This window comes from Nocardioides sp. Z30_9, from assembly GCF_058215735.1.
Map to the genome: position 1 here is coordinate 327,514 of NZ_JBZAJF010000002.1, position 18,647 is coordinate 346,160.

Consider the following 18,647-nt stretch of genomic DNA (forward strand, 5'->3'; position numbering starts at 1 on the left):
ACGGATGCCCCGAGACACCGAGCAGAGGAAGTGCCTGTCATGACCCAGGAGACCCAGAACTCCCTGACCACCCGACAGGGCCACCCGGTCTACGACAACCAGAACCAGCGCACCGTCGGCGCCCGTGGCCCCGCGACGCTGGAGAACTACCACTTCCTGGAGAAGATCAGCCACTTCGACCGTGAGCGGATCCCCGAGCGCGTGGTCCACGCCCGCGGCGCCGTGGCCTACGGGCACTTCGAGGCCACCGGCAAGGTGGGCGAGGAGCCGATCACGAAGTACACCCGCGCCAAGCTCTTCTCCGAGGCGGGCAAGAGGACCGAGCTCGCGATCCGCTTCTCCACGGTCATCGGCGGTCGGGACTCCTCCGAGGCCGCTCGCGACCCGCGCGGCTTCGCGATCAAGTTCTACACCGAGGACGGCAACTGGGACCTCGTCGGCAACAACCTGGGCGTCTTCTTCATCCGTGACGCGATCAAGTTCCCCGATGTGATCCACTCCCTCAAGCCGGACCCCGTCACGTTCCGCCAGGAGCCGCGCCGGATCTTCGACTTCATGTCGCAGACCCCCGAGTCCATGCACATGCTGGTCAACCTGTTCAGCCCCCGCGGCATCCCGGCCGACTACCGGCACCAGCAGGGCTTCGGGGTGAACACCTACCGCTGGGTCAACGCCGAGGGCGTCTCCCACCTGGTGAAGTACCACTGGATCCCGCAGCAGGGCGTGCAGAGCCTGACCGAGGAGGACGCCGCCAACATCCAGGCCAACGAGCTCGGGCACGCCTCCAAGGACCTCTACGAGGCCATCGAGCGCGGCGACCACCCCAAGTGGGACCTCTATGTGCAGCTGATGGAGGACCACGACCACCCCGAGCTCGACTTCGACCCGCTGGACGACACCAAGGTGTGGCCGGAGGAGGTCTTCGAGCCCAGGCTGGTCGGCACGATGACGCTGGACGCCAACGTCAGCGACCACCACAACGAGAACGAGCAGATCGCGTTCGGCACCGGCGTGCTGGTCGACGGCCTGGAGTTCTCCGACGACAAGATGCTGGTCGGCCGCACGTTCTCCTACAGCGACACCCAGCGCTACCGCGTCGGACCGAACTACCTGCAGCTGCCGGTGAACTCGCCGAAGAACGCGACCGTGCACACCAACCAGCGCGGTGGCCAGATGGCGTACGGCGTGGACCTCGCACCCGGCCAGAACCCGTCGGTGAACTACGAGCCCTCCACGATGGACGGACTCGTCGAGGCGGAGAAGCCGGCCCACCGTGAGGTCGGCCCGGAGATCACGGGTCGCCTGACCCGCTCGGACCTGCCCCGCACCAACGACTACAAGCAGCCCGGCGAGCGGTTCCGGCTGATGGAGGACTGGGAGCGCGACGACCTCGTCGCCAACCTGGTCGCGAACATCGGCGAGGCCACCCGAGAGGTCCAGGAGCGGATGGTCTGGCACTTCTTCATGTGCGAGGACGAGCTCGGCCAGCGGGTGGGTGACGGCCTCGGCATCACCGCCGACGACGTACGCCACCTCGAGCCGCTGCCGCGCCAGCAGCTCACCGAGGACGAGCTGAACCGGCTCGCCAACCTCGGCAAGAACGGACCGCGCGACGTGGAGGGCCTCAAGATGACCCACTGCGTGCCGAACGAGCGGGTCGAGGTCGAGCGCTGAGCCCTGCCGGCCCGCAGCGCCGCCGCAGAACGAGAAGACCCGCCACGAGCACGCTCGTGGCGGGTCTTCCGCGTCCTGGCGGGCGGCCCGTACGACGGACCGCCGCAGTTGATCAGGCGCGAGTCTTGTTCTTGCCCACCAGTGCCTCGGCGGTGCCGATCAGGAGCACGGCGGCGACCACGGCAAGGACGAATCCGAGGATGTTGAGCTCCCAGATGTCCCCGGTGCCGAGGAACGACGCGATCAGGCCGCCGATCACCGAGCCGACGAGGCCGAGGGCGAGCGTGGCCAGGATGCCGAGGTTCTGCTTTCCGGGCTTGATCAGGCGTGCGAGTGCACCGATGATCAACCCGGCGACGATGAATCCGATCATGAGGTTTCCTCCTAGGTCGTCCCCCCACGCTAGCCGCAGTCGCCAGTCTCGTCAGCCCACGACCCTCTCCCGCGCCGTACCCACCGGGTCGCGGCGGTCCACTCCTCGCTTGGTGGGGGCACGGAGACTTGGGAAATGAGCCAGCGCGCACGCCTCGGAAACCGGGACCAGGACGCCTGGACCGGGGTGGCGCTGCTGCTGGCTCTGGCCGTGGTGGCCTCCCTGCTGGCGCTCGGCGCGGTGCGCTGGCTGACCGACCCCAAGGAGTGCTCGGCCACGGTGGGTGACCGGACCGTCGAGGTGACCACCGACGAGGCCGTCAGCGCCTCGGCCGTCGCGGCGCGCGCGGTGCGCACCGGCGAGTCGCTGAACAGGACCACCGACACCACGGCGGACGCACTCGAGATGGACCCCCGGAACGCCCGCGTCCTCGCCACCGCCCTGACCGGACGGGCACCGCACGCGTTCGCCTGCCTCTACGACGGTCCCAAGAGCACGGCCTCCGAGAAGCTCGACAGTGACGGGCTCACGCCGCGCGCCGCCGAGCTGCGCAAGGCGATCGACGTCGCCTTCGGGACCCAGCGCGTGGGCGGCTTCGCGCCCGGTGGCGTGTCCACCGGGCACATCCCCGGCTCGGCGCACTACGAGGGCCGCGCCCTCGACGTCTTCTTCCGGCCGGTGAACGAGGCCAACAAGGTCAAGGGCTGGGCCCTCGCGCAGTGGGCGGTGGCACAGGCCGACCGCTACGGCACGGTCACGGTCATCTACGACGACTGGATCTGGACGTCACGACGGGCCGACGAGGGGTGGCGCGGGTACGAGATCGACACCACCGGGAAGTCGGCGGAGGTAAAGGCGGTCCTCGAGCACCGCGACCACGTCCACGTAGACGTGGCCGACTGAGCCGACTGAGCCGATGTGGCCGACCGGGCCGACTCAGCCGGCGGGGTCGGTGGTGAGGCGCTCCAGCCGGGCCTGCAGCGCCGGGCGCCGGTGGGCGTTGCCCCGCAGGTCGACATAGGTCTGGCCGTAGGCGGCCAGCAGCGCGTCGTCGAGGCGACGGACCGCCCCGGGCGGGTAGCGGTAGTCCATCCGCTGCGCGATCGCCTCTTCGTCGCCGGAGCGCAGCACCTCGCCGAGCTCGTCGAGCGAGGTGATCCCGAGCTCGAGCAGCAGCCCGGAGATCCAGGCGTAGTGCTCGGTGCGCGACCATCCGGACTCGGCGTACTGCCCGGCGAGGAACGCCGCCAGCACGCGCGGGTCGATCCGGGGGTCGTTGTCGGGCTCGGCGGCTCCCTGGGGCGGGACCGGTCCCTGGAGGCCGGCCGCCGGAGCCCGCAGTGTGTCCCTGATCGAGGAGAACTCGCGGTCGGCGAGCTCGAGCAGCCCCGCGGCGAGGGTGAAGCGGCGGTCGAAGTCGCGGGCGTGCTCGTCGGGCATCGTGCCCTTGTAGCGGATGTCGTGCTCGAACTCTGCCCAAGCGTGCTGGAGGACCGTGCGGATCTGCACCTGCGCGGTCTGACCGCGCATGGCCGCGTAGGAGGGGTGACCCTCGCGCGCGGCGTCCAGCCCGATCAGCAGGTGCCGGCTGGCATATCCCCAGCGGCCCTCCTGCGCGGTCTCCAGACCCATGTCCCGGTCGTCCTTGACCACGACCTGGTCGCGCAGCAGGTCGGCCACCGCCGACACGTCGCTGTGCACGTAGGTGATCACGCGCAGACCGATGGTGTCGGTGATCTGCCGCAGTGGATCGGTGTAGAGGGGTACGCCCTCGCGGGTGCGCCGGACCTTCTCCGCGAACGAGGCGATCGACTTGGTCCGGCCGGCGACGCTGAGGTAGTTGATGCCCGCGTCGTCGAGGATCCCGGTCACCAGCGCCAGGAACTGGTCGCCGGCGGCGACGAGCTGGGGGTGGCGCCGGGTGTACTCCTGGACCGGGTCGTCAACGGGCTTGGCGGCCCTCGGCAGCCGGGGACTCGGCACCTGCCCCTCCGGGAGGGTCGGGGTGAGGATGTAGCCGGTCTCGAAGTCGCCGTAGGTGGTGACCTCGCCGGGACGGGTCTGCGCGAACAGTGCGACGTAGGCGCACACGACCGCGTCGACCTGGTCCTCGACCAGGCGCAGCTCGCTCTTGCGGGTGGCGGTCTCCACCAGGTGGCGCAGCCCGGACCAGCCGGGTTCCGGGGAGCCGGGGGCGGTGAGCCGCAGTGGCGGCGTCGCCTCCTCGAGGCTCTCGAGCAGGCCCATCAGGGTGAGCAGCTCGGTGCGGAGGCCGTCGAGGTCGCGGCCTGGCTTGTTCTTGTACTTCAGCGTGCGACCCAACCCGAACAGCGCGACCGTGGCGGGGTGCGGGTAGACCTCGAGCGCGCGCCGGCGGCGTCCCGACCTCGGGTTCATGTCCAGCCCGAGGGCCTGGCACAGCCGGGCGCCGCGGGGGACGTCGCTGAACTCGGGCTTGCCGGTGTTGGCAGGGTGGGCACCCGCGTCGAACCGGGCGAAGTCCTTGTTCAGCGCGGCCTCCGCCGGCCGGTTGCCGGTCGGGTTGGTCACGATGAGCGGGGCGTCGACGGCCACGAGGCAGTCGCCGGCGGCGTACGGCTCCAGCGCGGCGAGGATCTCCTCGTCGCTGCGGACCGTCGAGACGTGCACCAGCAGGCCGAACTCGTCGAGAACGGCGAGCCCCGTGGGTCGCTTCACACCCCAGGCGAGGTCCACACCGATGAAGAACACGTCGCCCAGCCTGCCGTATGGCGCGGACATCGGTGGAATAGGTGTACGCCGCAACAGGTTCGGACGGTGTCGGCAAAGCACGACGGGGCGTCCTGTCCGGCCGTGGCGCGACCAGACGAAGGAGTCCCATGAAGACCCTCTACACCGCTGAAGCACTCGCCACCGGAGCCGGCCGCGGCGGCCACGTGCGCTCCACGGACGGCAACCTCGACCACGACCTCTCCATTCCCAAGGAGATGGGTGGCGACGGGGGTGCGGGCACCAACCCCGAGCAGATGTTCGCTGCCGGGTACGCCGCCTGCTTCCACTCCGCCCTGCAGGGCGTGGCCCGCCGAGCGAAGGCCGACCTCGGTGACTCCACCGTCGGTGCCCAGGTCAGCATCGGCCCCAACGACGAGGGCGGCTTCCAGCTCGAGGTCACCCTCGAGGTGGTCATCCCCGACCTGCCCCACGAGCAGGCCCAGGAGCTCGTCGAGCAGGCCCACCAGGTCTGCCCCTACTCCAACGCGACCCGCGGCAACATCGACGTGCACCTCAAGGTCAGCGACGACTGAGCACTACCCCATGCCGTGCTGCGCCAGCGGGTGCAGCAGCTCTCGCTCCTCGTAGGACAGGTGTGAGAGCAGGGTGTCGGTGAGCAGGTCGACGGTGGCCGAGAGATCCTCCAGCGCCCTGGACGCCGCCCGGGGCTCGGCGGAGACCAGCCCGACGAGCGAGCGGTCCACCTGTTCCAGGACGTCGTGGATCACCACGTGCTCCTCCGCGAGCCGGTCGACGACCGGCGCCGCGGCCGGGTCGCTGGCCCGCAGGTAGCGGAACATGCTGTGGTCCTCGAGGCTGTGGTGCCCGGTGACGATCCGGCAGTAGGACTCGCAGTAGGCACCCAGCGTCCAGTTGTTCTGGCGCATCGTCATCGTGTTGATCACCGAGCGCGCCTGCCCGACCTGCATCAACCCCCGGCGGACCTGGTCCACCACGTCGCGCAGCTGGGTGAGCTCGCTGCGCAACGCGTCGTGGATGTCGATCAGGTGCTGGGGGTAGGCCTGCTGCGCCTCGGTGTACGACGCGTTCGCGGGCGCCGGGTAGGTCGGCCGGGTGGACTCGTCCCACGGCAGCTCCGCCAGGATCCGGCTGGGCGGGGGAGTGGGCGTCACCCGGATGCCGGGGGTCTGCGCGTGCGGTGCCGGCGGTGGCTGCACCCCCGGTGAGGCCGGCGTCGGCTCGGGCCCGCCGGCGCGCAGCTCGCGCTCGGCCTCCACCTGCTCGCGCACCGCGGGGGCAACCTCGAGGGCGAACCGGCGCACGTCGTCGGGGTCGTCGGTGCCGAGGACGAAGGTGGAGACGCCCTCGTCGATCGCCAGCCCCGCGAGCTGCTCGGCCCAGTCGGTGACGCTGCCCTTCAGGAACCCGCCGCCGCGACCGACATCGCCGAAGCTGCCGAAGACGTTGTACATCCGGCGGATCGCCTGCGGGCCGCGGCCGTTCTCCTCCGCGGCCGCGTCGATCACCGCGTTCATCTCCGCGAGGGCCGGCGGGTCGGCGTACCCCATGGAGGGGATCCACGCGTCGGCGAGGTCGGCGGTGAGCCGCAGCATCCGGGGCTTGTAGGCGCCGATCCAGATCGGGATCTCGTGGGCCGGCTGCGGCCCGGCGTGCAGCCCCTGGACCCGGTAGTGCTCGCCGGTGGCGCGGACGCTGCCGGTGCCCCAGACAGCTCGGATGATCCCGATCGCCTCGGCCAGCGCCTCGACCGCCTCTCCCGGCGTACGACGGGGGCCGCCGGCGGCCACGACCGCGTCCCAGAACGCCCCCGCGCCGAGGCCGAGCTCGACCCGGCCGCCGCTGAGCACGTCGAGCGTGGCGGCAGAGCGGGCGAGCACCACCGGCGGTCGCAGCGGCAGGTTGGCCACGTTGGGTGCGACCCGGACGGCGCTGGTGCGGGCGGCGATGACCGAGAGCAGCGTCCAGGTGTCCAGGTGCCTGGCCTGGTAGGGGTGGTCCTGCAGCGAGACCAGGTCGAGGCCGCTGACGTCGGCCAGCTGGGCCAGCTCCAGGGTGCGTTCGGCAGTGGCGGCGTCGGGGCTGGGGAAGATCCCGAACTGGAGGTCGTGTCCGTAGTCCGGCATCCGGTGAGCCTAATTCGCCGAAGGGGCCCGGCCGAGCCCGGGCGTGCGGGTCGCCGTCCATGGGGGAAGCAGGGTGCCCGTGGCAGTCTTGGAGGCGTGAACACGGGCGTCGCCCGGCCGAACGAGGGGAAACTGATGAGCGACATCAACGAGACCTTGAAGAAGAAGATCGACGAGCTCGACCTCGACCGCCGTCTCAACGACTTCGTGGACCAGGCCGAGACCGTCCTCAAGCGCGCCGTGGCGACCGCCGCCGACTACGCCCACGACCACCGTGACGACGTGGACCGCACCCTGGACAAGATCACCACCCAGATCGACGAGCGCACCGACGGCAAGTACGCCGAGAAGGTCGACCAGGTCCGCGGCCGGCTCGAGCAGGGCCTCACCAAGCTCGCCGAGCGCCGCCCCGACAGCGACCGCTAGCTGCTGCCGGGCTCAGCCAGCCGGGCGAGATCGCGCCGCACGTAGCGCAGGTGGGCCCACTCCTCCTCGAGGATCACCCGCAGGCAGTCACCGACGGTGGGCTGCCAGTCGTCGCCGCCCCAGGGGGTTCGCGCGCGGCTCGGCGAGCAGGTCGGCCGTGACGGTGTCCAGGAAGTCGGTCACCAGCTGCTGCCGCTCCGCGCGCACGGCGAGGACCTCCGCGTAGTCGGGTTGCTCGCTGCGGAAGACCGACATGTCGAAGCCCATCTCGCCGGCCCCGGTGAACACCAGGCCGATCTCGTGGAACGGCTGCGGCAGCCCCAGGATCCCGCCCCGGAGCCAGGCGTCGGTCGCCAGGACGAGGTGCCGCAGGGTCTGGGCCAGGGACCACTCGTCCTCGACGTGGGCGTCGACCAGGTCCGGTGGCGTGCTCGCCACGGTCGTCGCCCAGGCGGCCTGCACGGCGACCCAGGCCTCGCGCAGACCCTCGGGTGCCTGCGCGTTCTGCAGCTCACGCCCCGGGAAGGCCCGGTTGAGCTCGGCGTCCACCAGCGGCACCACGTCGACACCGTTGACGATGAGGCTGCCCATGAACAGGTCGTGGCTGTCGATGTCGAGGCCGTCGACATCGACCCCGCGCATCGTCACCCCGCTGACGTCTGAGAACCGAAAGGTGGCGCCCCTGAGCCGGGCCCTGAGGAAGCTCGCGCGCTCGAACTCGTCGCCGGAGTAGGTCGTCATCGCGCCATCATCACCCCGGTCGGGGACGCCTGACCCCGATCGTGTCCAACTATCAGGAATGAACCCCTTTGACCCGGTTCAGGACCCTAGGCTTCCCCCGCCCTACTCCCCCGGGGTGACCGCAGTCGGCACCGCCCGGCCGGGCACGCCCCGACTGCAGAGAGTGAACCGAATCGTGAGAGTCCCCCGTGTCCACCTGGCCCGTCGAGGATGTCGCACCGGGGTCACCGGCCTGCTCCTGGCGGCGCTCGTCCTCACCGGCTGCGGCGGCCAGGACTCCGGCTCCACGGAGTCCCGGGGCGACGGCGGCAGCACCTCCACCCCGTCACCCGAACCCTCGCCCGAGCTGAAGAAGCTCAACGACGCGTGGGACGACTTCAAGAAGAGTGCCGAACGACTCCCGGCCAAGGAGCTGACCCTGCCGGAGCTGACGCCGACCAAGGCGTTCTCGGCGCGGGACGTGGGCGTGTTCGCCCGGATGGCCCAGCGGATCACGCTGCGCTCGATCGACCCGGAGCTGAGCTCGATGAGCCCGGGTGCTGCCTTCGACCACGTGCTCGACGGCTCCTTCCCCGCGACGATCGACGACGCGCGGAAACGGTTGCGCAGGAAGGTCCTCGGCTCCTGGGCGCACGAGGCGGTCAACCTGTTCCCCAGGGAGGCCGAGCTCGGCGAGCCGGAGATCATCGACGCGCGCTGGCAGTGGGGTGAGAACAGCGGCACCGACGATGCCGGCAACGCGGCGCCGATCCTGTGGATCGGCCTGCAGACCTTCACGCGGACCCCGGTCACCGTGGCCGGGGAGACCTATCCCATCGTCGTACGGCGCACGGTCCAGGTGCGCGGCTTCCGTCCGGGAGGCGGACCCGCCTGGTGGCCGGCCGTCGACTTCGACAGCTACCCCTTCGGCAACGACGGCTGCTTCCTGGACAAGGGGTCCAGGCTCGTCCCCACGCGCCGCGCGGACCGGTTGCTCGGCGACCTGAAGTACCTCGACGAGTGGCTCTCCCCACAGGCACTGACACCGGGCAGCAAGGCGAGCAAGAAGATCTTCTGGCCCAACTACGTGGCCCTGGACGAGCTGCGCAAGAAGCACTCCCCGGCCGAGCTCCGGGCGATGAACGCGAAGGCGATGAAGTACTGCCAGAGCCCGACCCCGTGACCCGGAGCCCGGCGCAGATCCAGATGAGCGAGCGCGCTATGCCTCGGGCTCCTCGCGCAGCCGCGGCGTGGTGAACGAGTCGGGGCGGATCCCGCGCTTGTCGGCGTAGAACTCGCGGACGAGATCCATGTCGGCGCGCACGTTGCCGCTCGGGGTGAACGTGGGACCCCAGCCCACGGTGCGGGTGGGGGCGTCGAGGAAGGCGAGGGTGATGGGCAACCCGGTCTGCTCGGCGATCCGGTAGAAGCCGGACTTCCAGTACTCGCCCTTGCCTCGGGTGCCCTCGGCAGCGAGGCCCAGCACGAACGGCTCGTCGCCCTCGGCCTCGCGCAGCAGCGCGTTGATCGTCTCCGCCGGCTGGTCGCGGTCCAGCGGGACCGAGCCGGAGGCGCGCAGCAGGGGACCGAGCGGGCCCCTGAAGAACTCCTGCTTGACCAGCAGCTTGATCTGGAGGTCGTAGTCCCAGCCCAGGAGCAGGGTGATCACCCAGTCCCAGTTGGAGGTGTGCGGGGCACCGACGAGGACCGCCCGCTCCGGAACGGTGCCCACGGTCTTCCAGCCGGCCACCCGCAGCAGCAGGCGGGCGAGGTTGCGGCGAATCAGGAAGCGTCGGTTCACCGCGCGACGATACCGCCCGGACCCACCCGCGCCGTGAACCGAGGGTCAGCGGCTCACCGCGGCGAACCGGCTCTGGCCCACCCAGCGGGGCAGCGAGCGGCGTACGTCGCTGGAGGCCTCGATCGCGAGCAGCCCGGTCCTCATCGCCTGGTCCCAGGACCGGTCTCCGCGCCAGACCTCGGTGAGCGTGCGCAGCGTGGTGCGCACCGAGGCGGCCTGCTCGAACCCGGGGTCGAAGTCGCAGGCGTCCGCCTCGCCGCCGTCGACCATCAGCCACCAGGACCCGACGCGCGGCGGCACGTCGCTGAACCGCAGTCCCACCACGCTCCGCGTGCGCGGCCACTCGTCGATCGCGAGGTTGCGCTTGATGTCCCACATCAGCAGGTGCGGGTCGAGGTCCTGGTCGCCCAGCTCCCCGATCCAGCGCGTGCCCCACATCCCCAGGGCCAGCACCACGTCCATCAGGTCGCGGCCGCTCTCGGTGAGCTCGTACGACGCGTGCGACCCGACCAGCTCCCGGCGGACGATGCCGGCCCGCTCCAGGGTGCGCAGCCGTTTGGAGAGCAGCGCGGGAGACATCCTCGGGTTGCCGCGTCGCAGCTCGTTGAACCGGGTGCTCCCGGCCAACAGCTCGCGGACGACGAGCAGGGTCCACCGCTCGTCGAGGACCTCCATCGCCTTGGCGACCGGACAGAACTGGCCATAGCCGGACATCGGCTGCTCCCTTCACCCGGCCACCAGTAGACGCCCGATCCGGGCCGAGGGCCAGTACAGATTCAGTACCCGTGCCGGTACAGATCCGGAACTGGATCGGCGCCCGCCGCCGACCGAATGTGGGGGTATTCGAAAACCACGAGGGAGTACACAGATGAGCAGCCAAACCTCCACCGGAAACGACGTCACGGCCGACGCGGAGCTCAAGGACCGGCTCCGCAGGGTCTGGGCGATGGGGGACTACCCCTCGGTCGCCAGCGAGGTCATCGCCGAGCTCGGTCCGGTCCTGGTCGACGCGGTCGGCCTCGCGCCGGGCGACCGGGTCCTCGACGTGGCCGCCGGGAGCGGCAATGCCTCGGTCCCGGCGGCGAGGGCCGGCGCCGAGGTCGTCGCCAGCGACCTCACCCCCGACCTGCTCGACGCCGGTCGGGCAGTCGCGGACGCCGACCTGTCCATCGACTGGCAGGAGGCCGACGCCGAGCACCTGCCCTACGAGGACGCGGCCTTCGACGCGGTGATCTCGTGCGTGGGCGTGATGTTCGCCCCGCACCACCAGCAGGCGGCCGACGAGCTGTTGCGGGTGTGCCGCCCCGGCGGCCGGATCGGCCTGGTCAGCTGGACCCCGGAGGGGTTCATCGGCCGGATGTTCGCCACGATGAAGCCCTACGCGCCGCCGCCACCTCCCGGTGCGCAGCCGCCCCCGCTGTGGGGCTCCGAGGACCACCTGCGCGACCTGCTCGGTCAGGGCGTCGACGGCCTCGAGCTCACCCGGCGCACCCTGGCCGTGGACCGGTTCGAGTCCCCCGCCGGTTTCCGCGAGTTCTTCAAGAGCCGCTACGGACCCACGATCGCGGTCTACAAGGCGAACGCCGACGACCCGGAGAGGTGCGCCGCGCTGGACCGCGACCTCGACGAGCTCGCGGAGCAGGCAGGAGCCGGCGCCGGACCGATGGAGTGGGAGTACCTCCTGGCCACCGCTACCCGGCGCTGAGCGAGCGCACCACCCGGGCCACGAGGTCGTGCGGCACCGGCCGGTCGAGCGGGAACTTCAGGGTCCCCTTGCCGCCGGCGTACGGCGCGACCTCCTCGGCGAGGTCGGGGTCCTCCGGCGCCGGGTAGAGGCTGACGTGGTGCTTCCACCCGGCGTAGTGGACCACCCGGCGACCGTCGAGCACGACGGTCGGGATGTTGTAGCTGATCGTGTCCTGCGCACCGGGCAGGGCGGCGTGGATGGTCGCCCGGACCGCCTCGAGCACCTCCCTGACCTCGGGCCCGAGGGAGTCGAGGTAATCCTCGACCGTGGTGAACTTCTGGCCCATGGCAGCGACTCAGGGGGGCGGCAGCAGGTCGTTGAGCGCGGTGAGCCAGTCGACCAGCGTGGGGACGGCGCCGTCGCCGACGGCGGTGTCGATGCCGAGGTAGCGCAGGCCGACCAGGGCCAGCGCGATCAGGGAGATCACCATGCCCAGCGACGCCAGCAGGCTTCCGGAGACGCCGCGCCGGCTCGCCTTGGCGAGGCCGATCACCGAGCTGACCAGGCCGAGGGCCCCCAGTCCGACACAGACCGCGAGCATCAGTGAGAAGGGCGTGGCCAGGAAGGCGACCAGCCCGGCGATGAAGCCGACCTCGGCGGCCGCCGAGGTGCGCTCCACCCGGGCCGGTGAGGTCTCGAACAACCCGCCCAGCTCGTCCTCGACCAGCAGGGGCTCCTCGGCGGTGAGGGCCCGGTCGCTCCCGAGATCCTGGGTCGTCATGGACCCAGCGTAGGTCGGTCAGCGCATGCTTCCGGCGAACCAGCTGTTGGAGAAGGGCGTGTCGAAGCGGACCTTCTTGCCCGAGCCGGGTGCGTGCACGATCTGGGGAGTTCCCTGCTTCCACCGCAGGAACATGGCGGTGTGGTAGACCCGGCCGCCGCGGGTGAAGTACAGGAGGTCGCCGGGGCGCATCTTGCTGCGGGCGATGCGGTGTGCGCGGCCGGACTGGGCAGCGGCGGTGCGGGGGATCTTGATGCCGGCCTTGGCGAAGCTGTACTGCATCAGCCCGGAGCAGTCGAAGGATCCGGGACCGGAGGCACCCCACTTGTAGGGGTCACCGACCTGCTGGACAGCGATCTTCATGGCGCGGTCGACGCGGCTGGCACCCGTGGCCGCCGGCTGGGCGGCCGCGGCCGCCGCGGCGGCCCGCTTCTTGGCCTGGCGCGCCTTCTTGGCCCGGATCTTCTTGGCCCGGATCTTCTGGGCCCGGACCTTGGCGGCCCGGGCCTTCTTCGCCCGGAGCTTCTTGGCCCGCAGCTTGCGAGCGGTGTTCTTCTTGCCGGCCTTCTTCTTCTTGGCCTTCTTCTTGTGCTTGCGCTCGGCGCTGTGGTCGGCGGTGGCGGTGCCGGGCCCGGACGAGGGGTTCGGCGAGGGGGCCGGAGCAGGGGCGGCCGTGGCGGCGGGTCCGACGAGGGAGAGGCCGATCAGGAGCAGCAGCGACAGGGCCGGGAGCAGCAGGTATCGCGAGAGGGGCTTGTGGAGGGGGGCGTTGCTGGGCACAGGAGTCCTTCCGACGCCTGCGGGGTCAGCTGTCGGGTTGGAGCTGAAAGTGCTCCGTCACAGTCTCGTGACTTCACCCCGAGCCCCGGCCCCCGGAGGAGCCGATGCATGGAACCTGTGGGTCCCCCGCTCCTGCCCCAGGAGTTCGGTTGGACACCCGGGACTGGGCAGGATTCGGCGGTCCCGGGCGGTGTTCGACCGCACAAGACTAATAGGACGCCGGAGCGGGTGTCCGTCATATCACCAATTGATATGATTTTGCTGAGACGTGCCTCAGAGGTCGACGGTGGCGTTCTTCCCCACGTCGGGCTCGTCGCCGGTGACCTTCGACTTCACGAACGCCAGCGCCGTGGCGACCCGGCCTCCGGGGCTGTCCCAGTACTCCGCGGAGTCGGCCTCGACCAGCATCAGCTGCACGTTCCCGGAGTCCTTGCCGTCGGGGAACCACGCCTCGACGACCGGGTTCCACAGCTCGTCGATCTTCGCCCGGTCCCGGTGGAGGCTGGCGTGGCCGGAGACCGAGAGCCAGGTGGAGCCGTCGGCGAACGCGAGGTTGACCCGCTTCTCGGCCTGCACGTTCGCGGCCTGCTCGCTGGTGGCGTCGACGAAGAACCACACGTCGCCGCCGTCGGTGACCTCCTGCGGCGTCATCGGGTGGGAGTGCAGCCGGCCCTGGTCGGCGACACCGACCGAGGTGAGCATGCAGAAGCGGTCGCCTCGCATGATCTTGACGACCTTGTCCTGCTCGAGGTCGTGACCTTGGTGCTCCGACATGAGGGTCCTCTCGGTGTGTCCGCAGTGGCCCGGAGTGGCCTGGAGTGGCCCCGCCAAACTAGCCACGCGCACCTAGTACCCAGGTCCCTTGTGGTGCCACGTGGGGGTCCACCCCGGGACAGGCGCTCGTTTGCGTCCGGTCCGGGCCGGGTACTCCGAGCCGATGACACCGCCTCCCGACCCGACGGGGTCCGCCCAGCTGCCCGAGCACCGACGGCCCGAGGGGGTCAGCGACGCCACGGTCTCCGCGCTGGGCAAGTTCTCCGAGGCCCTCGAGGCGGTAGAGGTCGCCCGGGGCCACCTCTACGCGTTCCACCGGCTCTGCGGCACCGCCGACCTCACCCTGGGCGATGCGGTCGAGGAGCTGCGCGAGGCCGGTCACGGCGAGCTGGCCGACCGGGTCGAGAGCGAGCTGGTCGGGCGCAACATCCTCGAGGGCCGGTGGAGCTTCCAGCTCGTGGAGGAGTACGACGAGACCTACTACTCGCCGTTCAAGGACCTCGAGCAGCACGCGCGCGAGGAGCTGGTCCAGGGCCGGCGACACCTGTTCGAGGCGGAGATGAAGGAGGACCGGCGTACCCACGGGGCCCGGCACCACGAACCGCTGCCGCCGGACGACGGCCCCCAGGGCGGCTGACCGCGCACCGACGCGGGGAGGGCGGCGCGCACCGGCTGGCTACGTTGGCGGCCATGACCTTCACCCAGAGCCTGGCCCGCGGCGTGGACACCCTGCTGGACCGCGCGGTCGTCCCGGGATTCACCCGGATCGGCCCGGCGGTGCGGCGCAGGCTGCCCACCTGGCCCGCCGACCCGGCCGCCGGGGCGCTCTCCGGGAAGGTCGCGGCGGTCACCGGCGCGACGTCGGGGCTCGGCATGGCGACCGCCGAGGGGCTCGCCCGGCTGGGCGCGCAGGTGCACCTCGTCGTACGCGACCTCGAGAAGGGCGCCCGGGTCAAGGCCGAGCTGGAGGCCGACGTGCCGGGCGCGCAGGTCGTGGTGGAGCGGTGCGACGTCTCCGACCTCGACGACGTACGCCGCTTCGTCCGCGAGCTCGACCTCGACCGGCTCGACGTGCTGGTCCACAACGCCGGCGCGATGCCGCCCGCACGCACGGAGTCACCGCAAGGTCACGAGCTGACGATGTCGCTGCACGTCCTCGGCCCCGTGCTGATGACCGACCTGCTCCGCCCGGCGCTGTCCGGCCACGACGCCCGGGTCGTGCTGGTGACCTCGGGCGGGATGTACGCCCAGGCGCTGCGAGCCGACGACCCGGAGTACACCGACGGGCCCTACTCGCCCACCACGGCCTACGCCCGCAGCAAGCGGGCCCAGGTCGAGCTGCTCCCGGTGCTTGCCGACCGCTGGGCGCCCCAGGGGATCGGGGTGCACGCCACGCACCCCGGGTGGGCCGACACACCTGGCGTGGCCGACTCGCTGCCGACCTTCCACAAGCTCACCGGACCGTTGCTGCGCGACGCGGCCGCGGGAGCCGACACGACGCTGTGGCTGGCGGCCGCGCAGCCGCAGCCGCCCGGGGGCCGGCTCTGGCACGACCGCCGACCCCGGCCCACCCACTTCGGCCGGCGCACCCGCACCGCGGACTCCGAGCGGGTCGAGCTGTGGGACTGGGTCGGCGACCAGGCGGGCCTCGAAGAGTCTGACCTCTGACCGGTATGCCTCAGCGATCCGGGGCGGTCAACAGGTTAGGTTGTGCCGATGGACTCCAGCCTGGACGAGGAACTCTCGTCGGCCGAGGCCCGCGGGGCCGAGCTGGTCCGTGCCCACCTGCGTCGGGTGCTCGATGAGGGTCGACGCATCGTGCGGCAGGGAGACCAGCAGATCGAGGTCGTCGAGGTGGCGGCGCTGAGCGAGATCCTCGAGGACGAGACCTCCTCCTAGCTCAAGGCTCCGAACGCAGGGGTACGGCGTCGACGTCCTCCGGCGAACCGCCACGCCGTGCGATCTCCGCCTGCGCGCGGTCGATGCCGCCGTGCTCCAGGGCGGCGACCGACGACTCGCCCTCCCAGTGGGGCCGCCCCCACCGCCGGACGCTGACCTTCATCGAGGCCCCGAGGTGCTCGATCGCACCGGCGATGTTGCGGTGCTCGGCCGGGAGCGGGACCGGGAGGACGTGCGCCGCGTCGAGTGCGCCGTACCCCTCCACGTCGACCTGCCACTGCGCACTGCGGCCGCGCAGCAGCCAGCGCTCGTCGGAGACCTCGGCGTGCACGGGCGAGACCACGGGGTCGCCGAGGCGCAGCAGCCGGCCACCGGGCAGGAGCACGACGAGACCGGTGACCCGGGTCCGCAACGGGCCCGCGTTGACGTCGCCGCCGGCGAAGGCGACGCACACCTCCGGGTCCTCGAACCCCTGGGCCTGGCCCCACCACCACGAGTCGGGGAAGCCGCCCCGGCCCCAGTTCTTCTCGCCGTAGACCGACCACCCGTCGAGGTCCCAGGTGGTGTCCCCGATGACGGCCCGCCCGTGGGCGGAGCCGCCGAGCAGCCACGGGTGCCAGTACTGGTTCAGGGCCGGCACCGACTGGAACACGCTGGAGCCGCCGACGCTGCGCCGCGACCAGGGGACGGCGTCGGAGACGGTCACGTCCACCCGCGCGTCGGGACCGAGGTCGACCTCGAGGCGGTCCGCGGTCCCCCGGAAGGCGCCGCCGGCGAACGCGCCCAGCCCGGTGGTCGAGGCACGCCCGACCGGGTGCACGGTGGTGCGCAGGAAGCCGGTGGGGTGGCTGGCCAGTCCCAGCGTCGACCAGTGATCCCCGGCGGGGCCGCGGTTCACGCCGTTGAGCGCGATCAGCACCCGGCCCGTCTCCGGGTCGGTGAACCGCCAGAAGTAGCCCTCCATCGCGACGTCGTGCGCCGGCAGCGGATCCCCGAAGGGCAGGTCCGCGCCCGAGGAGCGGTAGGCGGCGAGGCCGCGGCCGAGAACGGCTGCACCGGGAACGTTCATGGAGCAGATGATGCCAGCGCGACCCGGTGCGGTGATGCGGGAGCGACGACCATCTGGCATGTTGGCCAGATTCGGTTCACGACGGTTCCGGACGCACCGGTCGGGAGGACTGCGTGAGACACACTGACTGGCTGCTGACCAGGTCCGAGCGGGCCAACGCCGACACCGTCCTCGACGACCGGCACCCCGGGGAGGCCGCCTGGTCCGAGGGCAACCTGGTCCGGCCGCTGATCCACGGGGCGACGTACTTCGCCGAGCTGTGCGAGCGGATCGAGGCGACCCGGGCCGGCGACCTGCTGCTGTTCACCGACTGGCAGGGCGACGCTGACGAACGGCTCACCGGAGAGCCCGGCAGCGAGGTGGTCGAGGTGCTGGCCACCGCCGACGAGCGCGGCGTGGACGTGCGCGGGCTGATCTGGCGCTCGCACACCGAGAAGCTCAACTTCAACGCCTCCGAGAACCGCCTCCTCGGCCGCCAGCTCCAGGCCCGCGGCGCGGAGGCCCTGCTGGACATGCGGGTGCGGATGGGCGGCTCGCACCACCAGAAGCTCGTGGTGATCCGGCACCGCGGTGAGCCCGAGCGCGACATCGCCTACGTGGGCGGCATCGACCTGTGCCACTCGCGCCGTGACGACGCCCGGCACCTCGGGGACCCGCAGGCGCTGGAGATGGCACCGGAGTACGGCGACACCCCGCCGTGGCACGACGTGATGGCGGCGATCACCGGACCCGCCGTCCACGACGTGGAGACGGTGTTCCGCGAACGGTGGGAGGACCCCACCCGGCTGACCCGCCACCCCCTCTACTGGGCCCAGGACGTGGTCCTGCGGATGGACATGGATCCCGACCCGCTGCCCGAGCAGGCCCCGCCGCCGCCGTCGCCGCAGGGGGCCACCCAGGTCGTGCAGCTGCTCCGGACCTACCCCAACCTGCGGCACGGCCGCGACTACCCGTTCGCGCGGGGCGGCGAGCGCAGTGTCGCCCGGGGGTACTCCAAGGCCCTGCTCCGGGCCCGGAACCTCGTCTACGTCGAGGACCAGTACCTGTGGGGGCAGGCGGTCGGCAACGTGTTCACCGAGGCGCTGCAGCGCAACCCCGACCTGCACGTCGTCGCCGTGGTGCCGCTGTTCACCGACCAGGCGGGCTTCATGGCGCGCACCCCGCAGATGCTGGGCCGGGCCCGGGCGATGGAGCAGATGGCCGAGGTCGCCCCCGACCGCGTCGCGATCTACGGCATCGAGAACCACGAGGGCACGCCGGTCTACGTGCACGCCAAGGTCTGCGTGATGGACGATGTCTGGGCCACCATCGGCTCGGACAACTTCAACCGCCGCTCGTGGACCCACGACTCCGAGCTGTCCGCGGTGGTGGTCGACCCCGCCGCCGAGGACCACAGCCCCTACGCCCGCCGGCTGCGGCTCATGCTCGCGGCCGAGCACCTCGACCGCGAGGTCGACCCCGACGACGCTGACTCACTGCTCGAGGTGATGGAGGACTCCGTCGAGGCGACCGGCATGTTCGCGGCGTACGCCGAGTCGGCTCGCCGGCTCGACGAGTGGCACGCCGCCGGCCGGCCGGGGGAGCGGCCTCCCGGCCGGCTGCGCCGGTTGCAGCCGCCCGACCTCAGCCGCTGGGAACGCCTCGTCGTCACGATTCCCTACCGGGTGCTGCACGACCCCGACGGCCGCCCGAAGCCGCTCAAGCGCAGCGACGACTTCTGAGACTGCGCTCTTGAGGCCGATTCCGGATTAGCGGACAAATAACCCTATTAGTGTAAAACTGCGCAAGGCACTCTGAGCATTGACCC

General features: G+C 71.3%; 21 protein-coding genes and 1 riboswitch. Of the genes, 10 read left to right on the plus strand and 11 right to left on the minus strand.

What is annotated here, in order from left to right; translation table 11 throughout:
• Window positions 1-39: 39 nt before the first annotated feature.
• Window positions 40-1,674: a catalase gene (locus tag AC4BGB_RS12275; RefSeq protein WP_490547147.1), complete on the plus strand. Its 1,635-nt coding sequence runs from the start codon at window positions 40-42 to the stop codon at window positions 1,672-1,674.
• A gap of 112 nt (window positions 1,675-1,786) precedes the next feature.
• Here the strand turns inward: AC4BGB_RS12275 and AC4BGB_RS12280 are convergent, their stop codons facing one another.
• Window positions 1,787-2,047: a GlsB/YeaQ/YmgE family stress response membrane protein gene (locus tag AC4BGB_RS12280; RefSeq protein ID WP_490547148.1), complete on the minus strand. Its 261-nt coding sequence runs from the start codon at window positions 2,045-2,047 to the stop codon at window positions 1,787-1,789.
• A 135-nt stretch (window positions 2,048-2,182) separates the two neighbouring features.
• Between AC4BGB_RS12280 and AC4BGB_RS12285 the strand changes: the two genes are divergently transcribed.
• Window positions 2,183-2,950 (plus strand): VldE C-terminal domain-containing protein, encoded by a 768-nt coding sequence (locus tag AC4BGB_RS12285; protein WP_490547149.1) that lies wholly within the window; start codon window positions 2,183-2,185, stop codon window positions 2,948-2,950.
• Window positions 2,951-2,983: 33 nt separating this feature from the next.
• On the opposite strand, the gene AC4BGB_RS12290 is transcribed toward AC4BGB_RS12285, so the two are convergent.
• On the minus strand, window positions 2,984-4,807 hold the full coding sequence (locus tag AC4BGB_RS12290; protein ID WP_490547150.1) for a DUF429 domain-containing protein: 1,824 nt from the start codon (window positions 4,805-4,807) through the stop codon (window positions 2,984-2,986).
• A 98-nt stretch (window positions 4,808-4,905) separates the two neighbouring features.
• Between AC4BGB_RS12290 and AC4BGB_RS12295 the strand changes: the two genes are divergently transcribed.
• Window positions 4,906-5,331, plus strand: a complete 426-nt coding sequence (locus tag AC4BGB_RS12295) for an organic hydroperoxide resistance protein (RefSeq protein ID WP_490547151.1) — start codon at window positions 4,906-4,908, stop codon at window positions 5,329-5,331.
• Between the two features lie 3 nt (window positions 5,332-5,334).
• Here the strand turns inward: AC4BGB_RS12295 and AC4BGB_RS12300 are convergent, their stop codons facing one another.
• Window positions 5,335-6,903, minus strand: a complete 1,569-nt coding sequence (locus tag AC4BGB_RS12300) for an LLM class flavin-dependent oxidoreductase (protein WP_490547152.1) — start codon at window positions 6,901-6,903, stop codon at window positions 5,335-5,337.
• 135 nt (window positions 6,904-7,038) lie between these two features.
• On the opposite strand from AC4BGB_RS12300, the gene AC4BGB_RS12305 reads away from it, so the two are divergent.
• Entirely contained in the window at window positions 7,039-7,329 is a 291-nt protein-coding gene (locus tag AC4BGB_RS12305) for an antitoxin (RefSeq protein ID WP_490547153.1), read from the plus strand.
• An 87-nt stretch (window positions 7,330-7,416) separates the two neighbouring features.
• On the opposite strand, the gene AC4BGB_RS12310 is transcribed toward AC4BGB_RS12305, so the two are convergent.
• Entirely contained in the window at window positions 7,417-8,070 is a 654-nt protein-coding gene (locus tag AC4BGB_RS12310) for a DinB family protein (protein WP_490547155.1), read from the minus strand.
• 175 nt (window positions 8,071-8,245) lie between these two features.
• Here AC4BGB_RS12310 and AC4BGB_RS12315 point away from each other — a divergent pair, with 175 nt between their 5' ends.
• The gene (locus AC4BGB_RS12315; protein ID WP_490547156.1) at window positions 8,246-9,232 is read left to right on the plus strand and encodes a hypothetical protein; all 987 of its coding nucleotides are present in this window, start codon (window positions 8,246-8,248) and stop codon (window positions 9,230-9,232) included.
• Window positions 9,233-9,268: 36 nt separating this feature from the next.
• Here AC4BGB_RS12315 and AC4BGB_RS12320 read toward each other — a convergent pair whose 3' ends face one another.
• Together AC4BGB_RS12320 and AC4BGB_RS12325 are read right to left on the minus strand one after the other, a co-directional pair.
• Window positions 9,269-9,850: a 1-acyl-sn-glycerol-3-phosphate acyltransferase gene (locus AC4BGB_RS12320; protein WP_490547157.1), complete on the minus strand. Its 582-nt coding sequence runs from the start codon at window positions 9,848-9,850 to the stop codon at window positions 9,269-9,271.
• Between the two features lie 45 nt (window positions 9,851-9,895).
• Window positions 9,896-10,564, minus strand: coding sequence for a winged helix-turn-helix transcriptional regulator (locus AC4BGB_RS12325; RefSeq protein ID WP_490547158.1), 669 nt, complete (start codon window positions 10,562-10,564; stop codon window positions 9,896-9,898).
• A 154-nt stretch (window positions 10,565-10,718) separates the two neighbouring features.
• On the opposite strand from AC4BGB_RS12325, the gene AC4BGB_RS12330 reads away from it, so the two are divergent.
• Window positions 10,719-11,555, plus strand: a complete 837-nt coding sequence (locus AC4BGB_RS12330; protein ID WP_490547159.1) for a class I SAM-dependent methyltransferase — start codon at window positions 10,719-10,721, stop codon at window positions 11,553-11,555.
• Here the strand turns inward: AC4BGB_RS12330 and AC4BGB_RS12335 are convergent.
• The 4 genes from AC4BGB_RS12335 to AC4BGB_RS12350 all read right to left on the minus strand — a co-directional run bounded on the left by AC4BGB_RS12335 (window position 11,542) and on the right by AC4BGB_RS12350 (window position 13,872).
• Window positions 11,542-11,883, minus strand: a complete 342-nt coding sequence (locus AC4BGB_RS12335) for an iron chaperone (RefSeq protein WP_490547160.1) — start codon at window positions 11,881-11,883, stop codon at window positions 11,542-11,544. The genes AC4BGB_RS12330 and AC4BGB_RS12335 overlap by 14 nt on opposite strands.
• Before the next feature lie 9 nt (window positions 11,884-11,892).
• On the minus strand, window positions 11,893-12,318 hold the full coding sequence (locus AC4BGB_RS12340) for a hypothetical protein (protein WP_490547161.1): 426 nt from the start codon (window positions 12,316-12,318) through the stop codon (window positions 11,893-11,895).
• An 18-nt stretch (window positions 12,319-12,336) separates the two neighbouring features.
• Window positions 12,337-13,098, minus strand: a complete 762-nt coding sequence (locus AC4BGB_RS12345; RefSeq protein ID WP_490547162.1) for a C40 family peptidase — start codon at window positions 13,096-13,098, stop codon at window positions 12,337-12,339.
• A gap of 2 nt (window positions 13,099-13,100) precedes the next feature.
• Window positions 13,101-13,257: riboswitch (cyclic di-AMP (ydaO/yuaA leader) on the minus strand.
• A gap of 114 nt (window positions 13,258-13,371) precedes the next feature.
• The gene (locus tag AC4BGB_RS12350) at window positions 13,372-13,872 is read right to left on the minus strand and encodes a pyridoxamine 5'-phosphate oxidase family protein (protein WP_490547163.1); all 501 of its coding nucleotides are present in this window, start codon (window positions 13,870-13,872) and stop codon (window positions 13,372-13,374) included.
• Between the two features lie 163 nt (window positions 13,873-14,035).
• Between AC4BGB_RS12350 and AC4BGB_RS12355 the strand changes: the two genes are divergently transcribed.
• Genes AC4BGB_RS12355 through AC4BGB_RS12365 form a run of 3 tightly spaced genes read left to right on the plus strand, consistent with a single transcriptional unit; the run spans window position 14,036 to window position 15,771 of the window.
• Window positions 14,036-14,509 carry a hypothetical protein gene (locus AC4BGB_RS12355; protein WP_490547164.1) on the plus strand — a complete coding sequence of 158 codons (474 nt, stop codon included), beginning with the start codon at window positions 14,036-14,038 and terminating at the stop codon, window positions 14,507-14,509.
• Window positions 14,510-14,562: 53 nt separating this feature from the next.
• On the plus strand, window positions 14,563-15,540 hold the full coding sequence (locus AC4BGB_RS12360) for an SDR family NAD(P)-dependent oxidoreductase (protein WP_490547165.1): 978 nt from the start codon (window positions 14,563-14,565) through the stop codon (window positions 15,538-15,540).
• A gap of 48 nt (window positions 15,541-15,588) precedes the next feature.
• Window positions 15,589-15,771, plus strand: coding sequence for a hypothetical protein (locus AC4BGB_RS12365; RefSeq protein WP_490547166.1), 183 nt, complete (start codon window positions 15,589-15,591; stop codon window positions 15,769-15,771).
• 1 nt (window position 15,772) lies between these two features.
• Here the strand turns inward: AC4BGB_RS12365 and AC4BGB_RS12370 are convergent, their stop codons facing one another.
• The gene (locus AC4BGB_RS12370) at window positions 15,773-16,840 is read right to left on the minus strand and encodes a tocopherol cyclase family protein (RefSeq protein ID WP_490547167.1); all 1,068 of its coding nucleotides are present in this window, start codon (window positions 16,838-16,840) and stop codon (window positions 15,773-15,775) included.
• Window positions 16,841-16,953: 113 nt separating this feature from the next.
• On the opposite strand from AC4BGB_RS12370, the gene AC4BGB_RS12375 reads away from it, so the two are divergent.
• Window positions 16,954-18,561, plus strand: a complete 1,608-nt coding sequence (locus AC4BGB_RS12375) for a phospholipase D family protein (RefSeq protein WP_490547168.1) — start codon at window positions 16,954-16,956, stop codon at window positions 18,559-18,561.
• The last annotated feature ends 86 nt before the right edge of the window (window positions 18,562-18,647 follow it).

Coding starts and splice junctions, on each gene's coding strand:
- AC4BGB_RS12355 (WP_490547164.1), top strand. CDS start 14,036: ATGACACCGCCTCCCGACCCGACGGGGTCCGCCCAGCTGCCCGAGCAC.
- AC4BGB_RS12360 (WP_490547165.1), top strand. CDS start 14,563: ATGACCTTCACCCAGAGCCTGGCCCGCGGCGTGGACACCCTGCTGGAC.
- AC4BGB_RS12310 (WP_490547155.1), bottom strand. CDS start 8,070: ATGACGACCTACTCCGGCGACGAGTTCGAGCGCGCGAGCTTCCTCAGG.
- AC4BGB_RS12290 (WP_490547150.1), bottom strand. CDS start 4,807: ATGTCCGCGCCATACGGCAGGCTGGGCGACGTGTTCTTCATCGGTGTG.
- AC4BGB_RS12365 (WP_490547166.1), top strand. CDS start 15,589: ATGGACTCCAGCCTGGACGAGGAACTCTCGTCGGCCGAGGCCCGCGGG.
- AC4BGB_RS12280 (WP_490547148.1), bottom strand. CDS start 2,047: ATGATCGGATTCATCGTCGCCGGGTTGATCATCGGTGCACTCGCACGC.
- AC4BGB_RS12295 (WP_490547151.1), top strand. CDS start 4,906: ATGAAGACCCTCTACACCGCTGAAGCACTCGCCACCGGAGCCGGCCGC.
- AC4BGB_RS12305 (WP_490547153.1), top strand. CDS start 7,039: ATGAGCGACATCAACGAGACCTTGAAGAAGAAGATCGACGAGCTCGAC.
- AC4BGB_RS12300 (WP_490547152.1), bottom strand. CDS start 6,903: ATGCCGGACTACGGACACGACCTCCAGTTCGGGATCTTCCCCAGCCCC.
- AC4BGB_RS12350 (WP_490547163.1), bottom strand. CDS start 13,872: ATGTCGGAGCACCAAGGTCACGACCTCGAGCAGGACAAGGTCGTCAAG.
- AC4BGB_RS12335 (WP_490547160.1), bottom strand. CDS start 11,883: ATGGGCCAGAAGTTCACCACGGTCGAGGATTACCTCGACTCCCTCGGG.
- AC4BGB_RS12370 (WP_490547167.1), bottom strand. CDS start 16,840: ATGAACGTTCCCGGTGCAGCCGTTCTCGGCCGCGGCCTCGCCGCCTAC.
- AC4BGB_RS12340 (WP_490547161.1), bottom strand. CDS start 12,318: ATGACGACCCAGGATCTCGGGAGCGACCGGGCCCTCACCGCCGAGGAG.
- AC4BGB_RS12275 (WP_490547147.1), top strand. CDS start 40: ATGACCCAGGAGACCCAGAACTCCCTGACCACCCGACAGGGCCACCCG.
- AC4BGB_RS12325 (WP_490547158.1), bottom strand. CDS start 10,564: ATGTCCGGCTATGGCCAGTTCTGTCCGGTCGCCAAGGCGATGGAGGTC.
- AC4BGB_RS12330 (WP_490547159.1), top strand. CDS start 10,719: ATGAGCAGCCAAACCTCCACCGGAAACGACGTCACGGCCGACGCGGAG.
- AC4BGB_RS12285 (WP_490547149.1), top strand. CDS start 2,183: ATGAGCCAGCGCGCACGCCTCGGAAACCGGGACCAGGACGCCTGGACC.